A 20,393-nucleotide genomic window follows, 5' to 3' on the forward strand; every position below is an offset into this window, starting at 1 on the left:
GGCGCTACTCGATGACCGGGCGGCGCTCGGCGCGTACCTCGACGAGGTTCTCCCACGGGTCGTCGAACGCGAGCGTGCGGCCGTCGTCGCGCGTCGCGACGTCGTAGTGCGACATCCGCTCGCCGAGCTCGCCGAGGTCGTCGGCCGTCGGCACGACGATCTCGACCTTGCCGAGGCCGAGCGCGAGGCCGCGTCGGCCGGCGCCCGCGCTGTTCCACGTGTTCATCGCCATGTGGTGGTGGTAGCCCCCCGCCGAGACGAACAGCGCGCCGGGCCAGCCGTCGGCGGTCGTCTCGAAGCCGAGGCGGTGCACGTAGAACTCCCGCGCACTGTCGATGTCGCCGACGGAGAGGTGCACGTGGCCCACCACGGCGTCGCCGAGCCCGAGTCCGGATGCCGCGGCATCCGCCCCGGCCTGGCCGAGGTGCTCGCGCAGGTACGTGTTCGGGTCGAGGAAGATCGTGGCCATCTCGATCCGGCCGTGCGTCCAGCTCCAGGTGGAGCGGTCGCGGTCGAAGTAGAGCTCGACGCCGTTGCCCTCGGGATCGGTGAAGTAGAACGCCTCGCTCACGAGGTGGTCGGCGCTGCCGGTGAAGGTGCCCGGGTACTTCGACGCGACGGCGTAGATCGCGGTCGCGAGCGCCTCGCGCGAGTCGAACAGGATCGCGGTGTGGAAGAGCCCGGCGCTGCGCGGCGACGCGTGCTTCAGCTCGGGGGCGTGCTCGAGGATCACGATCGGCGTGGCGCCGCGTCCGAGCACGGCGACGGGGCCGTCGTGGCTCAGCAGCTGCAGGGTGACGCCGTCGCGGTAGTAGCGGATCATGGCGTCGAGGTCGGCGACCCGCAGCGTCACCGCGCCCATGCCGGTGTCGGCGGCGAGGAGCCCGCCCGACGGGAGGTCATTGGTTGTAGTCACAACTAATGATAACCCGACGTTCGCGGAACGTATTCCGTGCGGCCGCGATCTGGGCCTTGAGGACGCGTTCGGCGGTCCTTAGGTTGGGGTCATCGAGTTCCCGGGGGCGACTCGGGCGATCGGCGAGGGCGGCGACCGGATCGCGAAGGCGATCGCGTCGTAGCCCTGGTTTCGCCGTCGCGCGAGGTCGAGGACGAGCCGCGCTCGTCACCGCCTTCGGTGTCTCGCGCCGACACGCCCGTGATCCTCAGGCTCTCGCGGCGTGTCGCCCCGAAACACCGAATCGGGCAGCAGCGCACGTCGTTGCAGGAGACCCCGAGTGGGTCTCCGACGCGTCAGATCCCCAGCGTCAGTCGGTCGAGCAGCGCCCGGTAGCGCTCGGCGGTCTGCTCGACGATCTCGTGCGGCAGCGTCGGCGGGGCCTCGAACGCCGCCTGGTCCCAGTTCGCGGCGAGCCAGTCGCGCACGATCTGCTTGTCGAAGCTCGCCATGCGCGACTCGGGCGTCGTGCCCGTGCGGTACGCGTCGGCATCCCAGTAGCGGCTCGAGTCGCTCGTGAGCACCTCGTCGGCGAGCGTCACGATGCCCGTGTCGCGGTCGGCGCCGAACTCGAACTTCGTGTCGGCGAGGATGAGGCCGCGACGCTCGGCGATGACCGACGCGTGCGCGAACGTCTCGAGCGAGATCGCGCGGAGCTGCTCGGCGACCGTCTCGCCGACGAGCTCGACGGTGCGCTCGTAGGTGATGTTCTCGTCGTGCTCCCCCATCGGCGCCTTCCACGCGGGCGTGTAGATCGGCTCGGGGAACCGGTCGCCGTTCTGCAGGCCCTGGGGCAGCGGCACGCCGCCGATGGCGCCGGTGGCCTGGTACTCCTTCCAACCGCCGCCCGTGAGGTAGCCGCGCACGACGCACTCGATGGGGAACATGTCGAGCGTGCGGGCCAGGGTGGCGCGGTCGGCGACCTCGGCGGGGATGGCCGGCAGGTGCAGGCGGTCGTCCTCGGCGTAGGCGAGGTGGTTGGGCACGTCGGGCAGCTGGTCGAACCACCAGCGCGTGAGGGCCGTGAGTATCGCGCCCTTGCCGGGGATCGCGGGCTCGAGCGCGCGGTCGTATGCGCTCACGCGATCGCTCGCGACCACGAGCACGATGCGCGAGAGCTGGAGCGGGTCGCCCGTCCAGGTGTCGTCGTCTACGAGCGCCGAGCTCGGCACGTACAGGTCGCGCACCTTGCCCGAGTAGACGTGGGTCCAGCCGGGCAGGTCAGCCGTTCCGCTCATGTGTCCGTGCTCCTCACTCCGCGACGATGCGCGGCGGTCACTCCGCGACGCGCGCGGCGATGTCGGTGCGGTACTGGCCGCCCTCGAGGCGCAGGCGGCCGAGCGCGTCGTAGGCGCGGCTGCGGGCCTCGGCGAAGTCCGAGCCCACCGCGACGACGTTGAGCACGCGGCCGCCGGTGGCGATGAGCGGGGGCTCGCCGCCTTCGGTCGCGGCGGCGCCGATGGCCGTTGCGGCGTGCGCCACGTGAACGCCGGGCACGGATGCCGCGTCGTCGAGCCCCTCGATCGCGCGACCGGTCACGGGGGCCTCGGGATACCCCTCGCTCGCGAGCACGACCGTCACCGCGGCATCCGCCCGGAACTCGGGACGCGGCAGCGCACCCAACCCGGCCGTGGCGGCGGCGAACAGGAGGCCCGACAGCGGCGTCGCGAGGCGCGGCAGGACGGCCTGCGTCTCGGGGTCGCCGAACCGGGCGTTGAACTCGATGACGCGGATGCCCTTCGGCGTGAGGATGAGGCCGGCGTAGAGCAGCCCGATGAACGGGGTCTGCTCCTCGGCGAGCTGCCGCACGGTCGGCAGGGCGATGGTCTCGATGACCTCGTCGACGAAGGCCTGCTCGCTGCCGAAGTCGTCGGCGAGCCAGGGCAGCGGCGAGTACGCGCCCATGCCGCCGGTGTTCGGGCCGGAGTCTCCGTCGTGCAGGCGCTTGTAGTCCTGGGCGGGCGAGAGCGGCAGCACGTTGGTGCCGTCGGAGAGCAGGAAGAGCGAGACCTCCTGGCCGTCGAGGAACTCCTCGACGAGCACGGGGCCCTGCTGCAGGTAGTGGGTGGCGTGCGCGAGCGCGGCGTCGCGATCGGTCGTCACGAGCACGCCCTTGCCGGCGGCGAGGCCGTCGGCCTTCACGACGTAGGGGTCGCCGAACTCGTCGAGCGTCGCCTCGACCTCGGCGAGGGTCTCGGCGAGGGTGGCCCGGCCGGTCGGCACGCCGGCGGCCTCCATGATGCGCTTGGCGAACGTCTTCGATCCCTCGAGCGCCGCAGCTGCCTTGCCCGGACCGAACACGGCGATGCCGCGGGTGCGCAGGGCGTCGGCGACGCCGGCGACGAGCGGCGCCTCGGGGCCGATGACGACGAGCTCGATGTCGTTGTCGATCGCGTAGTCGGCGACCACGACGGGGTCGGTCGGGTCGAGGGCGATCGTGGTCACGCTGCCGCGGGCCGCAGAGGTGGCGGATGCCGCGATTCCGGCGTTGCCGGGAGCTGCGATGATCTCGTGTCCGGCCTCCTCGTCGAGGAGCGCGAGGATGATGGCGTGCTCGCGCGCGCCCGAGCCGAGGACGAGGATTCTCACCGGTTCAGGCTACCGGATCGGGGTGTGCGCGCCCGGGCCGGGACCCTGTGTGACGGCCTCCCGCACACCTCGGCGTCACCGGCGTGCGGGAGGATGGAGGCATGGCACGCGCACGCATCGACGACGAGCTCGGACGCGCGGCGTTCGCCACCGTGCGAGCGATCGCGGCGGAGCACGCCGCGGCCGGCGATCGGCTCGGGCTCGTGGCATCCGTCGACCGCACGACCCTCGCGCTCGCGGTGCGCTACTCGCTGCAGCTGCTCGCCGAGCAGGCGCCGGGCGGTACGGTCGAGGTGCGAGTGCCGCCCTACGCCGCGGTGCAGTGCATCGAGGGTCCGAGGCACACGCGCGGCACGCCGCCGAACGTCATCGAGACGGATGCCGCGACCTGGATCGCGCTCGCCGCGGGCGACCTGTCGTGGCGGGACGCCCGCGACGCCGGGCGGGTGCACGCGTCAGGGCAGCGGGCCGACCTCGCGGACGTCCTGCCGGTCATCCCGGGCTGACGGGTCGACGGCAGGGTTTGCGGCACGGCCTCCGACGGCGCCCGGCGATGGCACACCGCGCCGGATGGGACAATGGACGAGTGAGCAACACCGATGACTTCCCCCGCCCCGAGGGCGACGGCGGCGAGCCGCTCGAGACCGACGTGACGGACGACGTCGTCACGGTGCGCCGCGCGCCGCGCTACGGCCGCTTCATCACGCTCGGCGCGCTCGTCGGCGCGGTCGTCGCGCTGATCCTCACGTTCGCGTTCTCGGGCGAGCCCGCGCAGCCCGATCTCCAGCCCGGCTTCGACAAGGGCCAGGTCTTCGGCTTCCTGCTGCTGCTCTGCGGCGTGATCGGCGCCGCGCTCGGCGCGGTGGTCGCGCTCATCATCGACCGCGCCTCGGCCAAGCGCGCGCGGGCCGTCGACGTCGTGCACGAGTCGACGCACCGCATCGACGACTAGCGGGCCGCGGTCAGCGAGCCGCGCTGAGCCGCATCTCGGCGCCGCTCAGCTGAGCTGGGTCTTCTCGACCCACTCGAGGTACTCCTCGGTGACGGTGCCGGTGACGTAGTCGCCGGTGAAGCACGACAGGTCGAGCCGGTCGATCGACGTGCCCTGCGTGATCGCCGCCTGGAGGTCCTCGACCTCCTGGTAGATCATGTGGTCGGCGCCGAGCTCGCCGGCGATCTCGGGGATCTTGCGGCCGTGCGCGATGAGCTCCTGACGGCTCGGCATGTTGATGCCGTAGACGTGCGGGAACCGCACCGGGGGAGCGGCCGACGTGAAGGTGACCTTGTTGGCGCCGGCGGCGCGCGCCATCTCGACGATCTGCTGCGACGTGGTGCCGCGCACGATCGAGTCGTCGACGATGAGCACGTTCTTGCCCTTGAACTCGGTGCCCATGGCGTTGAGCTTCTGGCGCACCGAGCGCTTGCGCTGCGCCTGCCCGGGCATGATGAAGGTGCGGCCGACGTAGCGGTTCTTGTAGAAGCCCTCGCGGTACTCGATGCCGAGCTTCTGCGCCACCTGCATGGCCGCGGGGCGCGACGAGTCGGGGATGGGCATGACGACGTCGACGTCGCCCTTGTCCATGTGGGTGGCGATGGTGTCGGCGAGCCGGTCGCCCATGCGCAGGCGCGCCTCGTAGACCGAGATGCCGTTCATCACCGAGTCGGGACGGGCGAGGTAGACGTACTCGAACGAGCACGGCACGAGCCGCGGGTCGCGGGCGCACTGCCGCGAGATCATCTCGCCGTCGAGGGTGATGAAGATCGCCTCGCCGGGCTCGACGTCGCGCACGACCTCGTAGTCGCCGTTCTCGAGCACGAGCGACTCGGATGCCACGATCCACTCGGTCCTGCCTGCCTCGGTGGTGCGCTTGCCGAGGATGAGCGGGCGGATGCCGAACGGGTCGCGGAACGCGAGCAGTCCGTGGCCGGCGATCATCGCGATGACCGCGTACGAGCCCTCGACGCGCTCGTGCACCTGCGACACCGCGCGGAACACCTGGTCGGGGTCGAGCTCGAGGCCCTTGATCTGCGACTGCAGCTCGGTGGCGAGCACGTTCAGCAGCATCTCGGTGTCGCTCGTGGAGTTCACGTGCCGGCGGTCGATGGAGAACAGGTCGCTCGAGAGCTCGCGCGTGTTCGTGAGGTTGCCGTTGTGCACGAGGATGATGCCGTATGGCGCGTTCACGTAGAACGGCTGCGCCTCCTCCTCGCGCTCGGCGGCGCCCTTCGTGGTGTAGCGCACGTGGCCCAGGCCGATGTTGCCGAGCAGCGAGCGCATGTCGCGCGTGCGGAACGCCTCGCGCACCTGCCCGCGCGCCTTCGTCATGTGGAAGACGGGGCCGTCGGCGGTCGCGATGCCGGTGGAGTCCTGGCCACGGTGCTGCAGCAGGAGGAGGCTGTCGTAGATCTGCTGGTTGACGGGCTCGGTGGAGACGATGCCGACGATGCCGCACATGCGAGCGATGGCTCCTCGGGGGTGGGGGTGAAGCGTCCGAGCTGGACGTTCCATCCTCCCACACGCGCGCGTGTGAGCCGGCTGAACGGATGCCGCTGCTCACGTGAGCAGCGGCATGCAGCGCCGCGCGGCATCCGACAGCGATGCCTACCGTGCGTGCAGCTCGACGAAGGTGCGCAGCATCCGGCTCGGATGCTCGACCGGCCCCAGCTTCGACCTGGCGATGGTGGCGTCGACCTCGTCGTCGGCGAAGTAGCCGTAGCCGCCGTAGGCGTGGATGCGCAGGATGATCCCCTCGAGGTCGAGCTCGGGGTGGAACTGCGTGGCGTAGACGTTCCGCCCGACTCGGAACATCTGCACGGGGCAGGTCGGCGACGAGGCGAGCAGCGCCGCCGAGGACGGTAGGTCCTTCATGGCCTCCTTGTGCCCGACGAACGCGTTGAACAGGCGCGGCATCCCGGCCAGCACCGGGTCGGATGCGCCTGCGTCGGTCAGCGTCACCGGCACGACGCCGATCGGCTCGGTGAACGTGCGGTCGACCGACCCACCCTGGTGCAGGCCGAGCGGGCCGACGCCGTAGCAGGCGCCGAGGAACGGGAAGTCCCGGGCCACCACGTCGTCGAGCAGGGCGGCGAACTCCGCCTCGACGCGGTGCTGCACCGCCGACTTCTGCTCGGGCGGGTCGGAGGCGTTGAACGGACCGCCACCCACGAATATCCCCGACAGCGCGTCGAGGTCGAAGTGCGGCATCGGCTCCGCCTCGAGCCGCACCCGGATGAGGTCGCGCTCGTCGAGCCCGGAGTAGCGCAGGAAGAGCGCGTACTCCGCGTCGGCGGGCAGGTCCTCCGCGCGCGTGGCGAGGAGGACGAATGGCTTCACGGGACCACGATATTCTCGCGGCCCCGCCGCTGTCAGCACCCGGCGGTCAGTACTCCGACGGCCGCGCGAGCACCGCCATGGTGCACCGCGAGACGCACACGAGGCGCCCCTGCTCGTCGGTGATGCGGATGTCCCACACCTGCGTCGTTCGTCCGCGCGAGATCGGCCGCGCCTCGCCGAGGACCCAGCCCTCGGCGATCGGCCGCACGTGGTTGGCGTTGATCTCCATGCCCACGCAGTAGAACGCCTCGGGGTCGACCGTGAACGTCGAGCCCCAGCTCGCGAGCGTCTCGGCGAAGGCGACGGATGCCCCGCCGTGCAGCACCCCGCCCGGCTGGCGCGTGCGCCCGTCGACCGGCATCCGGCCCTTCAGCGAGTCCTCGGTCAGCTCGGTCAGCTCGATGCCGAGGGTGTCGAGGAGGGTGCCCTCGCGGCGGGAGGTCGCCCAGGCGAGTGAGGGCTCGCCGAACCAGATGCTCATGCGGTCGAGTCTTGCAGACGCGCCGGCTACGCGAGCTCGGCGATGATCGGGTGGATCGCGTCGTCGAACGCCGAGGCATCCGATCGCAGCGTGTCGGTGACCGCCACGGTCATGGCGCCGATCCACCACACGCCCTGCGCGGCGAGCGGCACGACCTCGACGTTGAGCTCGAACGAGTGCGCCCGGCGGCCCACCTCGCGCTCGTGCTCGGCGATGGTGCCGGCGTAGGCGCGGTAGGAGTCGCCGCGGCGCGACGCCGACGCCGTCCGGTAGTTCTGGTGCGCCCAGTCCGCCCACGCACGCGCAGCCTCGGCGTGCGGCACGATCGAGGCGGCGAGGATCTCCGCCTCGGAGACCGGGAGGGCGACCTCGGTGCCGTACGCGTCGACGAGCTCCAGCGGCACGGGCGACGGATGCACCTCGGGCTCGACCGTCATGGCCCACCACGCGCGCCACTGGCGCTCGAGCAGGTCGTGCTCGTCCATCTCGAGTCGTGCGCCGACCGGGCCGACGTCACGCAGCCGGGGGAGCTCGACGGGCGAGGCGATGCCGAGCACCTCGCGCAGGTACAGGGCGAGCAGGACCGAGCGAGACGCGTTCTCGCGAATCACCCACGATGGCGTGCCCCCCGCGCTCATGGGGGCATTGTACGCCGGGCACCTCCGGCTGGCGGGTAGCCTTGACGGGTGACCGACGCGAATTCCTCCTATGCCGCCGCCGGTGTCGACACCCGGGCCGGCGACCTGGCCGTCGAACTCATGAAGGAGGCCGTCGCCGCGACCCACGGGCCCGGCGTCCTCGGCGGCGTCGGCGGCTTCGCCGGCCTCTTCGACCTCTCCTTCGCCAAGGACTACGCGCGGCCGCTGCTCGCCACGTCGACCGACGGCGTCGGCACGAAGATCGCGATCGCCCAGGCCCTCGACCGCCACGACACGATCGGCCAGGACCTCGTCGGGATGGTCGTCGACGACATCGTCGTCGTGGGCGCGAAGCCCCTCTTCATGACCGACTACATCGCCTGCGGCAAGGTGGTTCCCGAGCGCATCGCGGCGATCGTCACGGGCATCGCGCGCGCCTGCGGCGAGACCGGCACCGCGCTCGTCGGCGGCGAGACCGCGGAGCATCCCGGCCTCATGGGCGTCGACGACTACGACGTGGCCGGCGCCGCGGTGGGCGTCGTCGAGGCCGACCGCCTGCTCGGCGCCGAGCGCGTTCGCGACCGCGACGTCGTCATCGCGATCGCGTCGAGCGGCCTGCACTCCAACGGCTTCTCGCTGGTGCGGCACATCCTCGCGAACGCGGGCCTGAGCTACACGGATGCCGCGCCAGACCTCGGCACCACGTGGGGCGAGGCGCTGCTCGAGCCCACGCGTCTGTACACCGCCCCGCTCGTGCAGCTCCTCGAGGACGAGCGGCTCGGGGCATCCGTGCACTCGCTCTCGCACGTGACGGGCGGCGGCATCGCGGCGAACCTCGCGCGCGTGCTGCCGCGCGGCTCCTGGGTCGAGCTCGACCGGTCGACGTGGTCGCCCGCCCCCGTCTTCCGGGTGCTCAACGGCCTCGCAGGCACCACGCTCGAGTCGACCGAGGGCACCTGGAACCTCGGCATCGGCTTCTTCGCAGTCGTGGCGGCGGATGCCGCGTCCGACGTCGTGGCCGCCCTCGGCGCGCTCGGCCTGCCCGCGTGGCCTGCCGGCACGGTCACGATCGGCGCTCGCGACCTCGACGGGTTCGAGCAGGGCGCCAAGGGCGTCGACGGCGGCGCCGTGCGCCTCGTGGGCGCCTACGCGGACTGACCCGATGCGTGCGGCGGTCTCGATCGGCATCACCGGGCGCACGGATGCCGCGACGGTCCGCACGCTCGCGGCGCTCGTCGAGCGGCTGGGCTTCCACGCGCTGTGGATCAACGACATCCCCGGCGGCGACTCGCTCGCGGGGCTCCGCGTCGCGGCGGAGGCGACCACCGCGCTCGGGCTCGCGACCGGCGTGATCCCGCTCGACCGCCGTCCGGTCGCAACGCTCGACCTCGCGGGGCTTCCCGCCGAGCGCACGGTCCTCGGCATCGGCTCTGGCGGGGCGCGGCATCCGCTCGGGCTCGTGCGCGACGGCGTCGCCGCGCTGCGGCAGGCGACGGATGCCGCGGTCGTCGTCGGCGCGCTCGCACCCCGCATGCGGCGGCTCGCCGCCGAGCGGGCCGACGGCGTGCTCCTCAACTGGCTCACGCCGTCGGTTGCGGCCGAGGCGACCGCGGAGCTGCGTCGCGACGCGGGCGACCGCGCGGCGCGCAGCATCCTGTACGTGCGCACCATCGCCGACGACACGGCCCGGCCGGCGCTCGAGGCGGAGGCCCGGCGCTACGAGACGGTGCCCTCGTATGCAGCGAACTTCGAGCGCGCCGGGATCCGCGCGATCGACGCGACGATCGACGACGCGTCCGCGCTCGCGGCGTTCGACGTCGTCGACGAGATCGTGCTGCGCGCGATCACGCCCGACGGCACGCTCGCCGAGCTCGAGCGGTTCGCCGAGACGACGGCACGCTGGCGCGACGAATCTGCGTGACGACACCGCGTGTGCAGCTCGCCACGTCACGTGCGTAGGCAACCCGCGGGAACGCCTCAGGAGACGAGTCGCCGGCTCAGCGGCGGCAGGTGTTCCGCGGGGATGCTGCGACGTCGATCGCGCTCAGGCGCGTTGCTCGTCGCCCGTGACGTAGGTGTCGTCGTCGTCGGAATACTCCGACCACTTCGACATCTCGTCATCGTGCTCGTCATGTTGCGAACTGGTGAGCTCGCGCTCAAGCGCCGAATAGTCGGTGTTCGGGCTGAAGTACTTCAGCTCCCGAGCGACCTTGGTGTGCTTGGCTTTCTGACGGCCGCGCCCCATGCGTGACCCCCTTACGACGTCTGGCCGGGTGGGATGGTCGTCACCCGGCGCTCTCTGATAGATGAAATTCGTCCGACCGCCAGTTTAGCACCGCGGATCGGGCTCGGCCTGCGCCGTGCACAACCTTCCGAGCACCCTCGGACGGGGCGGAACGACGTGCGCGAGCACACAGGATCACGTGCTGAGATGGTCTCCGTGATGTCGGACCCGGAACGCGTGAAGGTCGTGGTGATCGGCGCCGGGCAGGCGGGCCTCTCCGTCGCCTACTACCTGCGTCGGTTCGAGCTCGTCGCCGACGAGGACTTCGTCATGCTCGACCGCGCGCCCGGGCCCGGCGGGGCGTGGCAGCACCGGTGGTCGTCCCTCCGCCTGGGCACCGCGCACCGCGTGAACGACCTGCCCGGCATGGCCGAACTCGGCCTGAGCTTCGACACGGCCGACCGCACGCTGCCCGCCAAGGACGTCGTCGCCGACTACTACGGGCGGTTCGAGCAGCACTTCGACCTGCGCGTGCGGCGCCCGATGAACGTGCGCTCGGTGGTGAACGAGGGCGCCGACCTGCTCGTGACCTCCGAGGACCTCGCGCCCCAGCCGGTCGAGGAGCTGAAGTCGCGGGGCTTCTTCGGCCGCCGTCGCCGCACGTCCGAGGAGTCCGGGGTCCCGCAGCATGGGATCGCGACCCAGTTCCTCGTGAACGCGACGGGCACCTGGGGCTCGCCCTTCGTGCCGTACTACCCCGGCATGTCCGACTTCGCCGGCCGGCACCTGCACACCTCCGACTTCGTCGACGCCGAGGACTTCCGCGCCCAGCACGTCGTCGTGGTCGGCGGCGGAACGTCGGCCATCGGCTTCATGCTCGAGCTCGAGGGCGTGGCGGCCGGGCTGACCTGGGTGTCGCGGCGACCGATCGACTGGCTCGACCGCCAGGAGCTCGACCTCGAGGGCGCGTCGGCCGCGGTCGCGCTGCAGGACGAGGCCGCGCGCTCCGGGCGCGCGCTGCCCTCGGTCGTGAGCGGCACGGGCGTGCCGAAGAGCCGCCGCATCGCGGCGGGCATCGACCGTGGCCTGCTCGTCGCCCGCCCGATGTTCCACCGCATCGAGCCCGACCGAGTCGTCTGGGACGGCGACGCGGGCGGTATGGCGCGCGCCGACGCGATCATCTGGGCGACGGGCTTCCGTCCCGAGCTGCGCCACCTCTCGGCGCTGCGGTTGCGCGAGCGCGCCGGCGGCGTCACCGTGGGGCAGGGCGCGTCGTGGAACGACCCGCGCATCTTCCTCGCGGGGTACGGGCCGCAGGCGTCGACGATCGGCGCGAACCGCGCGGGCCGCATGATCGCGCGCCAGATCATGGCGATGCTGTAGTCACCGCCCGGTCGAGGCGCGCGCCGCGGCCGCGCGACGCGCTACTCGACCACCGGACGGGTCAACGCCTCGTACGACGAGCGCACGACCCGCTCGAGCGCGTCGAGGTCGACCTGCTCGAGGTCCTTCACGTAGAGGCATCCGACGCCCGTGGTGTGCGGGCCCAAGTGCTCGAGCTCGTCGGCATGCGCGGCGACGCCGTCGTTGAGGTAGATCGTCGTCGCAAGCTTGCGAGGTGCGAACCCGGCGCCGGGAGCATCGCCCTGGCGACCGCTCTCGTAGTGGTAGTGGTACGTGCCGAACCCCACGATCCCCGAGTAGGCGATGCGGGCGGGCTGGCCCGTGGCGCGCGTCATGAGCTCGAGGAGCGTGTCGGCGTCGCGACGCCGCACCGGATTCTCGACGGAGTCGATGAGCTTGCGGACCTCGGGGTCGACGTCGGCCATGCCGCGGAGTCTACCGGCGCGGCTGGGCGGCCGGCTTCTCGGTCGCCGCCCGCCTCGGGATCGGCCGCACCGGCTCGCCGCGACGGTCCTGGCCGGGCAGCGGTCGCGAGCGGCGACCGTAGATCAGGTCCGACGAGTCGAGCAGCCACGGCACCAGCGCGACCGTCACGCCGTGCACGAGCAGCAGCTTCTGGCGGATGCGACGGGCCTTGTGATTGTGCAGGATGTTCTCCCACCAGTGGCCCACGATGTACTGCGGCATGTAGACCGTGATGACCTCGGAGCCGTGCTCCTCGCGACGGTTCTTGATGTACTGGATGAGCGGGTAGCTGAGGTCGCGGTACGGCGACGACAGGATCCGCAGCTTCACGTGGATGTTCTGCTTGACCCAGTCCTTCTTCAGGCGCTTGGTCGCGTCGTCGTCGATGGAGACGTGCACGGCCTCGAGGGAGTCGTGCCGCGCCGCGATCGCGTAGTCGAGCGCCTTCAGCGTCGGCTTCTGCATGCGGCCGACCAGCACGATCGCGTGGTCGCCGGTGGCGCCGAACGTCGTCGTGGGGTCGACCTCGATCTCCCGCTCCACGTCGCGGTAGTAGCGGTGCACGCCCATCATGAGGAAGAACAGGATCGGCATCATCACGAACACGATCCACGCGCCGTGGGTGAACTTGGTGACCGTGACGACGATGAGGACGACCGCGGTCATCGCCGCGCCGATCGCGTTGATGACGAGCGCGCGCATGATCGCGCCCTGCGAGAGCGGCTGGGCGCCGTCGCCGTGCGCAGGCGCCTTCTTCGACGGGCCCTTGGCCGGATGCCGCCGCCGCGACAGCTCGCGCAGCCAGTGCCGCACCATCCCCGTCTGGCCGATCGTGAACGACACGAACACGCCGATGATGTAGAGCTGGATCAGCACCGTGAGGTTCGCCTGGAAGATCACGAGGATCGCGATGGCCACGAGCGCGAGGATGATCACGCCGTTCGAGTAGATGAGGCGGTCGCCGCGCGTCGAGAGCGACTTCGGCGCGTAGCCGTCGCGCGCGAGCACCGATCCGAGCAGCGGGAATCCGTTGAACGCGGTGTTCGCCGCGAGCAGCAGCACGAGGGCCGTCGCCGCCTGGATGACGTAGAACGGGAACGAGTCGCCGCCGAACGTCGCCGCGGCGACCTGCGCCATCAGGCTCGGCTGCGGCTGGGTGGCGCACTCGGTCCAGCCGATGAGATGGCATGGATCCTCGGCGTAGTGCACGTTCGAGATGAGCGCCATCGCGGTGAGGCCCGCGAAGAGGATGATCGCGATGCCGCCCATCGCGACGAGGGTCGCCTGCGCGTTGCGGACCTTGGGGAGGCGGAACGCGGGCACGCCGTTCGAGATCGCCTCGACGCCGGTGAGCGCGGAGCATCCGCTCGCGAAGGACCGCAGCAGCAGCAGGATGACCGCCGCCTGCGTGAGGGACTCGGCCTGGACGCCGTAGGCGGCGGACTCCGCCACGGGCGGGTCGCCGAGCGCGGTGCGCGTGAGGCCCACCACGATCATGATGAAGACGCTGCCGATGAACAGGTACGTCGGGATCGCGAACGCCTTCGACGACTCGCTCACGCCCCGCAGGTTCACGGCGGCGAGGATGATGACGAACACGATCGCGAGCTCGACGCGGAACGGGTTCAGCTCGGGGATCGCCGAGATGATGTTGTCGACGCCCGACGCGACCGACACGACGACCGTCATGACGTAGTCGACGAGCAGGGCGGATGCCACGACGAGGCCGGCCTTCTCGCCGAGGTTGCGGTGCGCCACCTCGTAGTCGCCGCCGCCCGACGGGTACGCCCGGATGAGCTGCCGGTAGCTCGCCACGACCGTGATGAGCAGCACCACGACCGCGAGGGCGACCCACGGCGTGAACGACAGGAACGCGAGCCCGCCCACGAGCAGGATCATGACGAGCTCCTGCGGCGCGTACGCCACGGAGGAGAGCGGGTCGCTCGCGAAGATCGGGAGTGCCAGCGACTTCGGGAGCAGCTGGCCCTCGAGCCGCTCGGTGGGCAGCGGTTCGCCGATGATCCAGTGCTTCGCCGACTTGAGTTCGGCGGGCGCGGCCGTGGTTCCGGCCGGCTTGGGTTCAGCGGGTGTGCCCGCCTCGTTCGTCACGGCGGACGACACTACACCTGCGCAGGCGCAAGTCAAGTCGGTGGACCGGGGGACGCGTCGCTACATCGTTTCAGCGCGTGATCAGGTACATGCCCGCCGCCGCCGCGAGCCCCAGCACGAGGGTCACGACCACGTTGAGGATCGCCGCGCGCCAGCGGCCGCCGTCGAGCAGCTCGACCGTCTCGACCGTCCACGTGCTGAACGTCGTGAGGCCGCCGCAGAAGCCCGTGACGAGGATCAGGCGCAGGTCGCCGTCGAGCGCCGCGCGCTCGGCGAGCCCGATGAGGGCGCCGGCGACGCCCGAGCCGACCACGTTGACGACGAGGATGCCGCCGGGCAGGTGTCCGGGGCGTACCGGGAGCGCCCGCGACAGCGCGTACCGCAGCAGGGCGCCCCCGGCCCCCGCGAGGAGCACGGCGACCACGACCACCGGGGTCAGGCCGCCGGTCACAGGGTCTCTCCGGCATCCGTGATCTCGGTGGGCATCGGACGGTGGGCGATGAGCGAGCCGATGCGCAGGCCCGCGGCCGCGAGCGCCAGTCCGCCCACGACCGAGATGAGGAGGTAGAGCGCCGCGAGCCACGCCTCGCCCGCTCCGGTCAGCACGATGAGCGAGGCCATGACTGCCGAGAGCGTCGTGAACGAGCCGATGACGCCCGATCCGAGGCCGGCCTTGATCCACGTCGGCATCGTCGGCCGCGTCCATAGCCCGCCCACGAGCCAGCCGAGCACGAACGCGCCGACGAGGTTCACGAGGAGGGTCTCGATCGGGAAGTCGCCGTCGCCGTGCGGGAACGCCAGGTCGCATGCGAGCCGCAGGCCGGTGCCGATGAGGCCGCCGACGGCGACGGCGAGGTAGGCGAGCACCCCTGCAGGCTACGCCCGGGCGGGGGCGAGCTCGACGACCCAGTCGTTCAGGCGATGCACGTTGCCGGGCGTGAGCTCGAAATCGGCCTCGCGGACGAGTGCGAAGCCCGCCTTGCGGCAGACCGCGTTCGACGCGGGGTTGTCGACCCGCGGATAGGCGTGCACGGGCAGGGTGTCGCCGTTGGCGCGCGCCCAGTCGAGCATGGCGATCACCGCGGCCGGCGCGATGCCCCGGCCGCGGTAGGCCTCCTCGACCGACCAGCCGGCCTCGAGCACGTGCTCGCCGTCGTCGTCGCGATCCCAGTAGCCCACGATGCCGACGCCCTCGGGGTGGCCGGGGATCGCGATGCGGAACTGGTGGGCGGTGCCCTCGCGCTGCAGCCGGAGGTAGCGCTCATGCCGCGCGATCACGTGCTCGTCGTCCTCGGGGCCGCCGAGCTGGTCCATGAGCTCGTGCGTGTTGGCCCGGCGCAGCAGGTCGAGGTCGTCGGGCGACCAGGGGTGGAGCGTGACATCCGTCATGCCCCCATCACAGCACCGGCCCCCGACACGACGCGAGGCCGTGCGGGGGCGGTGTCAGCGCTCGACCAGCGAGGCCAGCACGTCGGCGCGAACCTGTGCGAGCCGGGCCTTGAGCAGTCCCACCGAGTCGGCTGTCACGGCGCCGCGATGGGCGTGCGTGCGCAGGTCGGTGCGGAGCTGCTGCCGGAACTCGTTGAGCACCAGGTCGGCCTCGTGCACGGCACGGCTCGTGTCGCTGCCGTAGCCCGGCACGTTCGACGCGGCGCTCGCCGAGGTGCTCGTCGCGGCCCGCTTGGCCTCGCGGGCGGCGCTCGCGAGCTCGGCGCGCAACGAGCGCATGGCGTCGTTCACCTCGGCGCGGACGCCGTCGGCGAGGCGTCGCACCGAGTCGGTCAGGTCGTCCTCGATGGCGTCGAGGTCGTTGCGGCGGGAGTCGACCTCGGCCCGACCGGCGGCCGTGATCTCGTAGACGGTCTTGCGGCCGTCGGCGGTCTTCGTGACGAGTCCCTCCTCCTCGAGCTTCGCGAGGCGGGGGTAGATCGTGCCGGCGCTCGGGCTGTAGGTGCCGCCGAACCGGTCGGAGAGGGCCTGGATGAGCTCGTAGCCGTGACGGGGCTGCTCCTCCAGCAGTGCGAGCAGGTAGAGGCGCAGGTTGCCGTGGGCGAAGACCGGCGGGGTCATGCCGACGCCTCGCCGTCGCCCGCGCTCGTGCCGGCCGCGGCGCTCGCCGCACCCGCCGTCGCCGGCGCCTCGCGACGCATGATCGAGATGCTGCCCGACACGCTGTTCGCGCCGAGGTCGAGCCACTTGCCGGCGAGTTCGCCGACCGTGCGCTCGAAGCCCTTGCCGAGCATGCCCTTCACGGTCATGTCGTCGAGGAGCACCGTGCCGCCGACGGTGTTGATGCGGTAGCGCGCGCCGGAGCCGGGCTCGAAGCGCACCGTGAGGTCGCCCGACACCGTGTTGCTGTCGATGCGGCTCGGCGTGCTGAACGCGTCGACGATCATGTTGCCTGCGACCGTGTCGGCGTTGAACGAGACGATGTCGCCGGTCGCGACCACGTCGCCCGACACGGTGTGCGCGGTGATGCGGCCCGTGTGGTTGCCGGCCGAGAGCTCGCCCGACACGCTCGAGAGCTCGATGTCGCCCTCGTGGCTGTCGACGACCACGTCGCCCGAGACGGTGCTGAACCGGGCGTCGCCCGCGAAGCCCGACACGAGCGCGTCGCCCGAGACCACGCCGAGCTTCAGCGCGACGCTGCGCGGCGCGAGGATCGACACCTCGGCCTTGGCGCTGCCCACGAAGCCCTTGAACGCCTCGAGGAAGTTGTCCCATCGCAGTTGCGGGTGGTCGATCTCGAGGGAGTCGCCGTCGATCGAGACCATGAGGTCCTTGCCGGTGACGCCCGAGACCTCGATGCGTGCGCCGGGCTCGTCGTGGGCGATCACGTCGACCTTGCCGCCGATCAGGCTCACCTTGAGCTTGCGGACGAGTTCGAGGTCGATGACCCGGGAGTCGCCGGGTGCGATGACCCACTTCTCGATGGCCATGGTGTTCTCCTTCTGCGGGACCGGGGTGCCGGCGGCATCCGTCGCCCTGCTGGTTTTCGCGATATATCGCGTTTGTGATGAGATCACGATATATCGCGTTTGCCACGATTGCAAGCGATCGGATGCCGCATCGCTTGACATTGACGCTGCGTCAACGTTTAGCGTGGTTTCCATGGACACGGGAACGAGGGTCGCCGACTGGTCGATCCAGGAGATCGCGAAGATCGCCCGGACGACGAGCCGCACGCTGCGGCACTACGACGACATCGGGTTGCTGCCGCCGACGCGGGTCGGCGACAACGGCTACCGCTACTACGACGACGACGCGCTCGTGCGGCTGCAGCGCATCATGCTGCTGCGCGACCTCGGCCTCGGGCTCCCCGCCATCGCGGAGGTGCTCGACCGCGAGGCCGACGCCGAGCGCGCCCTGCGCCGCCACCTCGAGTGGCTGCGCGAGGAGCAGAGCAGGCTGGCGCGGCAGATCGCGTCGGTCGAACGCACCATCGGAGCACTGGAAGGAGGTGAACGACTCATGGCAGAGCAGATGTTCGACGGCTTCGACCACACGCAGTACAAGGAGGAGGTCGAGGAGCGCTGGGGGAAGGACGCGTACGCGAAGGGCGACGCGTGGTGGCGCTCGATGAGCGCCGACGAGAAGGCAGCGTGGCAGCAGCGCGCGGCGCAGCTCGGCAGCGACTGGATCGCGGCCCACGAGCGGGGCGTCGACCCCGCCGGCGAGGAGGCGCAGGCGCTGGCCCAGCGCCAGTTCGACTGGCTCCGCGCCATCCCCGGTACGCCCGGCGGCGGCGCGGAGGGCCCGTCGAGGGAGTACTTCCTCGGCCTCGCCGAGATGTATGTGGCGGATCCGCGCTTCGGCGCCAACTACGGCGGCCAGGCGGGCGCGGAGTTCGTGCGCGACGCGATGACCGCCTACGCCGAGCGCAACCTCTAGCGCTCCTCGACCACCGGCGCGGCGCGCATCGCCCCCGAGGTGTCCCAGCCTCGGGGGCGATCGGCGTTCAGTTCGCCGGTGTGACGGATGCCACGGAGCCGGTCGCCGTGCTGGTGGAGCGCTTGGCCCGTCCCCGTCGCGCCGGCACCCGATCCGCCGGCATCCGCTCGGAGCGCCGGATCGCGAACAGCGGGATCGTGTACCCGCAGAGCGGCCCGATGAGCAGCGCGAAGGCGAGCGTGCCGATGCCGACGTTGCCGCCGAGCAGCCAGCCGGCCGCGAGCACGACGACCTCGATGCCCGTGCGCACGATCCAGATCTTCCAGCCGGTCACCCGGTGCAGGCCCGTCATGAGGCCGTCGCGCGGGCCGGGGCCGAAGTGCGCGCCGATGTAGAGGCCGGTCGCGATCGCGAGCACCACGATTCCGGCGGGCAGCAGCAGCGCGCGGATCCAGAGGTCGAGGCCCGGCGGGATGAGCCACAGGCCGAGGTCGGCGAACGGGCCGACGAGCAGTGCGTTCATGACCGTGCCGAAGCCCGGCTTCTGCCGGATGGGGATCCAGAGCAGCAGCACGACGCCGCTCGTGAGGATCGTGATGAGCCCGAAGTTGAGGCCGGTCTGCTTCGCGATGCCCTGCGTCAGCACGTCCCACGGGGCGACGCCGAGCTCGCCGCGCACGATGAGCGCGATGCCGATGCCGTAGAGGAACAGCCCGACGAAGAGCTGCACGAATCGGCGGACGAGCACGGGCGCGGGATCGGTCGGTCGGCGAAGCATGTCCCAATCCAATTCCATGATTGGCCTTTCCTCATATAGCCAATTCGCCTAAAGTGGCCTTATGGCCGATCTCGCGCTGACCGCGCGGTCCCTCGAGCTCCTCCTCGGCGACTGGCGTGGACCGGGCAGTGCCTACGAGGCGCTCGCCGAGCGCATCCGACTGCTCATCGTCGACGGGCGCATCGCCGTCGACACCCGGCTGCCCGCCGAGCGCGACCTCGCCGAGCGGCTCGGGCTCAGCCGCACGACCGTGACCGCGGCCTACCGGCACCTGCGCGAGCAGGGCAACCTGCACAGCGTGCGCGGGTCGGGCAGCGTCGCTCGCCTGACCGGCGCGCCCGCCGTCCTGCCGGCGCCGCCCGAGGCCGAGTACATCGACTTCTCCAAGGCCGCGCCGCCCGCGCTGCCGTGGCTGCCCGAGGTCGCCCGGCAGGCCGTCGAGGACCTGCCGGGCCACCTGCTCGACGCGGGCTTCGACCCGATCGGCACGCCCGCGCTCCGCCAGGCGATCGCCGACCGCTACACGGCCCGAGGCCTGCCGACCACGCCCGACCAGATCATGGTCACCATCGGCGCGCAGCACGCCATCGCCCTGCTGTCCCGCGCGCTCATCGGCCGCGGCGACCGCGCCGTCACCGAGGTGCCGATCTACCCGCACGCCTACGAGGCGCTGCGAGCGGCGGGCGCCCGGCTCGTTCCCGTGCCCGTTTCGCCGCACGACGTCGACGACGACCTCGACGATCGCGAGGAGACCATGGGCCTCGTGCAGGCCATCCGGCACTCGAATCCGGTCATGGCGTACGTCATCCCCGACTTCCAGAACCCGACGGGCCGCACCATGAGCCGGGTGTCGCGGGCGCGCGTGCTCGACGCCGCCGCCCGCCAGGGCACGGTCGTCGTCGCCGACGAGACCACCGCCGAGCTCTCGATCGACCGCCCGGGCCACTTCCCGCCCATGGCCGCCGACGGGTCGGCCGTGCTCATCGGCTCGGTCGGCAAGACCGTGTGGGGCGGCCTGCGCGTCGGCTGGATCCGGGCCGAGCGCCCGCTCATCCGCCGCCTCCTCGCCGTGCGCTCGCCCGGCGACCTCGGAACGCCCATCCTCGAGCAGCTCATCGTCACGCGGCTCATTCCCCGCATGGACGAGATCCTCGAGCTGCGCCGCGGGCAGCTCCGCGCCGGCCGCGACCGCCTCGAGGAGCTCGTCGCCCGCCACCTGCCCGAGTGGGAGGTTCCGCACGTCGACGGCGGCATCGTGACCTGGGTCGGCCTCGGCGCGCCCGTCAGCTCGCAGCTCGCGCTCGCCGCCCGACGCGAGGGCCTCATCGTCGCGGCCGGGCCGCGGTTCGGCATCGACGGCGCGTTCGAGCGCTTCCTGCGCCTGCCCGTCTGCTACTCCCCCGAGACGACGGATGCCGCGGTGCAGGCGCTCGCCCGCGCCTGGCGCTCGCTCGGACACGTGCCCGTCGGCGAGCCCGAGCCCGAGCTGCTCGCCTCCGTGGTCTGATCCGGCGGCTCCGGTGCG

23 protein-coding genes are annotated in these 20,393 nt (G+C 71.6%); 7 read left to right on the plus strand and 16 right to left on the minus strand.

The window, feature by feature from the left end; genetic code table 11:
- Window positions 1-4: 4 nt before the first annotated feature.
- From ACWGO8_RS09615 to purD, 3 genes are all read right to left on the minus strand, one after another.
- Window positions 5-862, minus strand: coding sequence for a VOC family protein (locus ACWGO8_RS09615; RefSeq protein WP_452043544.1), 858 nt, complete (start codon window positions 860-862; stop codon window positions 5-7).
- Between the two features lie 389 nt (window positions 863-1,251).
- Complete coding sequence (locus ACWGO8_RS09620) at window positions 1,252-2,193, minus strand: phosphoribosylaminoimidazolesuccinocarboxamide synthase (protein WP_452042839.1); 942 nt, start codon at window positions 2,191-2,193, stop codon at window positions 1,252-1,254.
- A gap of 37 nt (window positions 2,194-2,230) precedes the next feature.
- Entirely contained in the window at window positions 2,231-3,544 is a 1,314-nt protein-coding gene (gene purD / locus ACWGO8_RS09625) for a phosphoribosylamine--glycine ligase (RefSeq protein ID WP_452042840.1), read from the minus strand.
- A gap of 101 nt (window positions 3,545-3,645) precedes the next feature.
- Here purD and ACWGO8_RS09630 point away from each other — a divergent pair, with 101 nt between their 5' ends.
- Both ACWGO8_RS09630 and ACWGO8_RS09635 read left to right on the plus strand, forming a co-directional pair.
- Entirely contained in the window at window positions 3,646-4,050 is a 405-nt protein-coding gene (locus ACWGO8_RS09630; RefSeq protein WP_452042841.1) for a sterol carrier family protein, read from the plus strand.
- An 80-nt stretch (window positions 4,051-4,130) separates the two neighbouring features.
- Window positions 4,131-4,496 (plus strand): potassium transporter Trk, encoded by a 366-nt coding sequence (locus ACWGO8_RS09635; RefSeq protein ID WP_376953273.1) that lies wholly within the window; start codon window positions 4,131-4,133, stop codon window positions 4,494-4,496.
- Between the two features lie 45 nt (window positions 4,497-4,541).
- On the opposite strand, the gene purF is transcribed toward ACWGO8_RS09635, so the two are convergent.
- The 4 genes from purF to ACWGO8_RS09655 all read right to left on the minus strand — a co-directional run bounded on the left by purF (window position 4,542) and on the right by ACWGO8_RS09655 (window position 7,997).
- A complete protein-coding gene (gene purF / locus ACWGO8_RS09640; protein ID WP_452042842.1) occupies window positions 4,542-5,999 on the minus strand; it encodes an amidophosphoribosyltransferase in 1,458 nt (485 codons plus the stop codon).
- A 147-nt stretch (window positions 6,000-6,146) separates the two neighbouring features.
- A complete protein-coding gene (locus tag ACWGO8_RS09645) occupies window positions 6,147-6,878 on the minus strand; it encodes a glutamine amidotransferase (protein WP_452042843.1) in 732 nt (243 codons plus the stop codon).
- Between the two features lie 46 nt (window positions 6,879-6,924).
- A complete protein-coding gene (locus tag ACWGO8_RS09650; RefSeq protein ID WP_452042844.1) occupies window positions 6,925-7,359 on the minus strand; it encodes a hotdog fold thioesterase in 435 nt (144 codons plus the stop codon).
- Window positions 7,360-7,385: 26 nt separating this feature from the next.
- Window positions 7,386-7,997, minus strand: a complete 612-nt coding sequence (locus ACWGO8_RS09655; protein WP_452042845.1) for a zinc-binding alcohol dehydrogenase — start codon at window positions 7,995-7,997, stop codon at window positions 7,386-7,388.
- A gap of 48 nt (window positions 7,998-8,045) precedes the next feature.
- Here ACWGO8_RS09655 and purM point away from each other — a divergent pair, with 48 nt between their 5' ends.
- Window positions 8,046-9,155, plus strand: coding sequence for a phosphoribosylformylglycinamidine cyclo-ligase (gene purM / locus ACWGO8_RS09660; RefSeq protein ID WP_452042846.1), 1,110 nt, complete (start codon window positions 8,046-8,048; stop codon window positions 9,153-9,155).
- Window positions 9,156-9,159: 4 nt separating this feature from the next.
- Window positions 9,160-9,918 carry an LLM class flavin-dependent oxidoreductase gene (locus ACWGO8_RS09665; RefSeq protein ID WP_452042847.1) on the plus strand — a complete coding sequence of 253 codons (759 nt, stop codon included), beginning with the start codon at window positions 9,160-9,162 and terminating at the stop codon, window positions 9,916-9,918.
- A gap of 123 nt (window positions 9,919-10,041) precedes the next feature.
- On the opposite strand, the gene ACWGO8_RS09670 is transcribed toward ACWGO8_RS09665, so the two are convergent.
- A complete protein-coding gene (locus ACWGO8_RS09670) occupies window positions 10,042-10,242 on the minus strand; it encodes a DUF3073 domain-containing protein (RefSeq protein ID WP_452042848.1) in 201 nt (66 codons plus the stop codon).
- Between the two features lie 198 nt (window positions 10,243-10,440).
- Here ACWGO8_RS09670 and ACWGO8_RS09675 point away from each other — a divergent pair, with 198 nt between their 5' ends.
- Window positions 10,441-11,604, plus strand: a complete 1,164-nt coding sequence (locus ACWGO8_RS09675) for an FAD-dependent oxidoreductase (protein ID WP_452042849.1) — start codon at window positions 10,441-10,443, stop codon at window positions 11,602-11,604.
- Between the two features lie 41 nt (window positions 11,605-11,645).
- Here ACWGO8_RS09675 and ACWGO8_RS09680 read toward each other — a convergent pair whose 3' ends face one another.
- The 7 genes from ACWGO8_RS09680 to ACWGO8_RS09710 all read right to left on the minus strand — a co-directional run bounded on the left by ACWGO8_RS09680 (window position 11,646) and on the right by ACWGO8_RS09710 (window position 17,138).
- The gene (locus ACWGO8_RS09680) at window positions 11,646-12,050 is read right to left on the minus strand and encodes a DUF1801 domain-containing protein (protein ID WP_452042850.1); all 405 of its coding nucleotides are present in this window, start codon (window positions 12,048-12,050) and stop codon (window positions 11,646-11,648) included.
- 10 nt (window positions 12,051-12,060) lie between these two features.
- Window positions 12,061-14,112, minus strand: coding sequence for an APC family permease (locus ACWGO8_RS09685; protein WP_376954306.1), 2,052 nt, complete (start codon window positions 14,110-14,112; stop codon window positions 12,061-12,063).
- A 157-nt stretch (window positions 14,113-14,269) separates the two neighbouring features.
- Window positions 14,270-14,650 carry a fluoride efflux transporter CrcB gene (crcB, locus tag ACWGO8_RS09690; protein WP_452042851.1) on the minus strand — a complete coding sequence of 127 codons (381 nt, stop codon included), beginning with the start codon at window positions 14,648-14,650 and terminating at the stop codon, window positions 14,270-14,272.
- Window positions 14,647-15,066, minus strand: a complete 420-nt coding sequence (locus ACWGO8_RS09695) for a fluoride efflux transporter FluC (RefSeq protein WP_452042852.1) — start codon at window positions 15,064-15,066, stop codon at window positions 14,647-14,649. The genes crcB and ACWGO8_RS09695 overlap by 4 nt, the downstream gene beginning before the upstream one ends.
- A 9-nt stretch (window positions 15,067-15,075) precedes the next feature.
- Window positions 15,076-15,588: a GNAT family N-acetyltransferase gene (locus ACWGO8_RS09700; RefSeq protein ID WP_452042853.1), complete on the minus strand. Its 513-nt coding sequence runs from the start codon at window positions 15,586-15,588 to the stop codon at window positions 15,076-15,078.
- A gap of 54 nt (window positions 15,589-15,642) precedes the next feature.
- Window positions 15,643-16,269 (minus strand): PadR family transcriptional regulator, encoded by a 627-nt coding sequence (locus ACWGO8_RS09705; RefSeq protein ID WP_452042854.1) that lies wholly within the window; start codon window positions 16,267-16,269, stop codon window positions 15,643-15,645.
- The gene (locus ACWGO8_RS09710; RefSeq protein ID WP_452042855.1) at window positions 16,266-17,138 is read right to left on the minus strand and encodes a DUF4097 family beta strand repeat-containing protein; all 873 of its coding nucleotides are present in this window, start codon (window positions 17,136-17,138) and stop codon (window positions 16,266-16,268) included. Before ACWGO8_RS09710 ends, ACWGO8_RS09705 begins: the two co-directional genes overlap by 4 nt.
- Window positions 17,139-17,310: 172 nt before the next feature.
- Here ACWGO8_RS09710 and ACWGO8_RS09715 point away from each other — a divergent pair, with 172 nt between their 5' ends.
- Window positions 17,311-18,090, plus strand: coding sequence for a MerR family transcriptional regulator (locus ACWGO8_RS09715; protein WP_452042856.1), 780 nt, complete (start codon window positions 17,311-17,313; stop codon window positions 18,088-18,090).
- A 67-nt stretch (window positions 18,091-18,157) separates the two neighbouring features.
- Here ACWGO8_RS09715 and yczE read toward each other — a convergent pair whose 3' ends face one another.
- Window positions 18,158-18,868, minus strand: a complete 711-nt coding sequence (gene yczE, locus ACWGO8_RS09720; RefSeq protein WP_452042857.1) for a membrane protein YczE — start codon at window positions 18,866-18,868, stop codon at window positions 18,158-18,160.
- A 61-nt stretch (window positions 18,869-18,929) separates the two neighbouring features.
- On the opposite strand from yczE, the gene yczR reads away from it, so the two are divergent.
- A complete protein-coding gene (gene yczR / locus ACWGO8_RS09725; protein ID WP_452042858.1) occupies window positions 18,930-20,375 on the plus strand; it encodes a MocR-like transcription factor YczR in 1,446 nt (481 codons plus the stop codon).
- Window positions 20,376-20,393 lie beyond the last annotated feature (18 nt).

Source organism: Agromyces sp. NPDC055661, assembly GCF_053618135.1.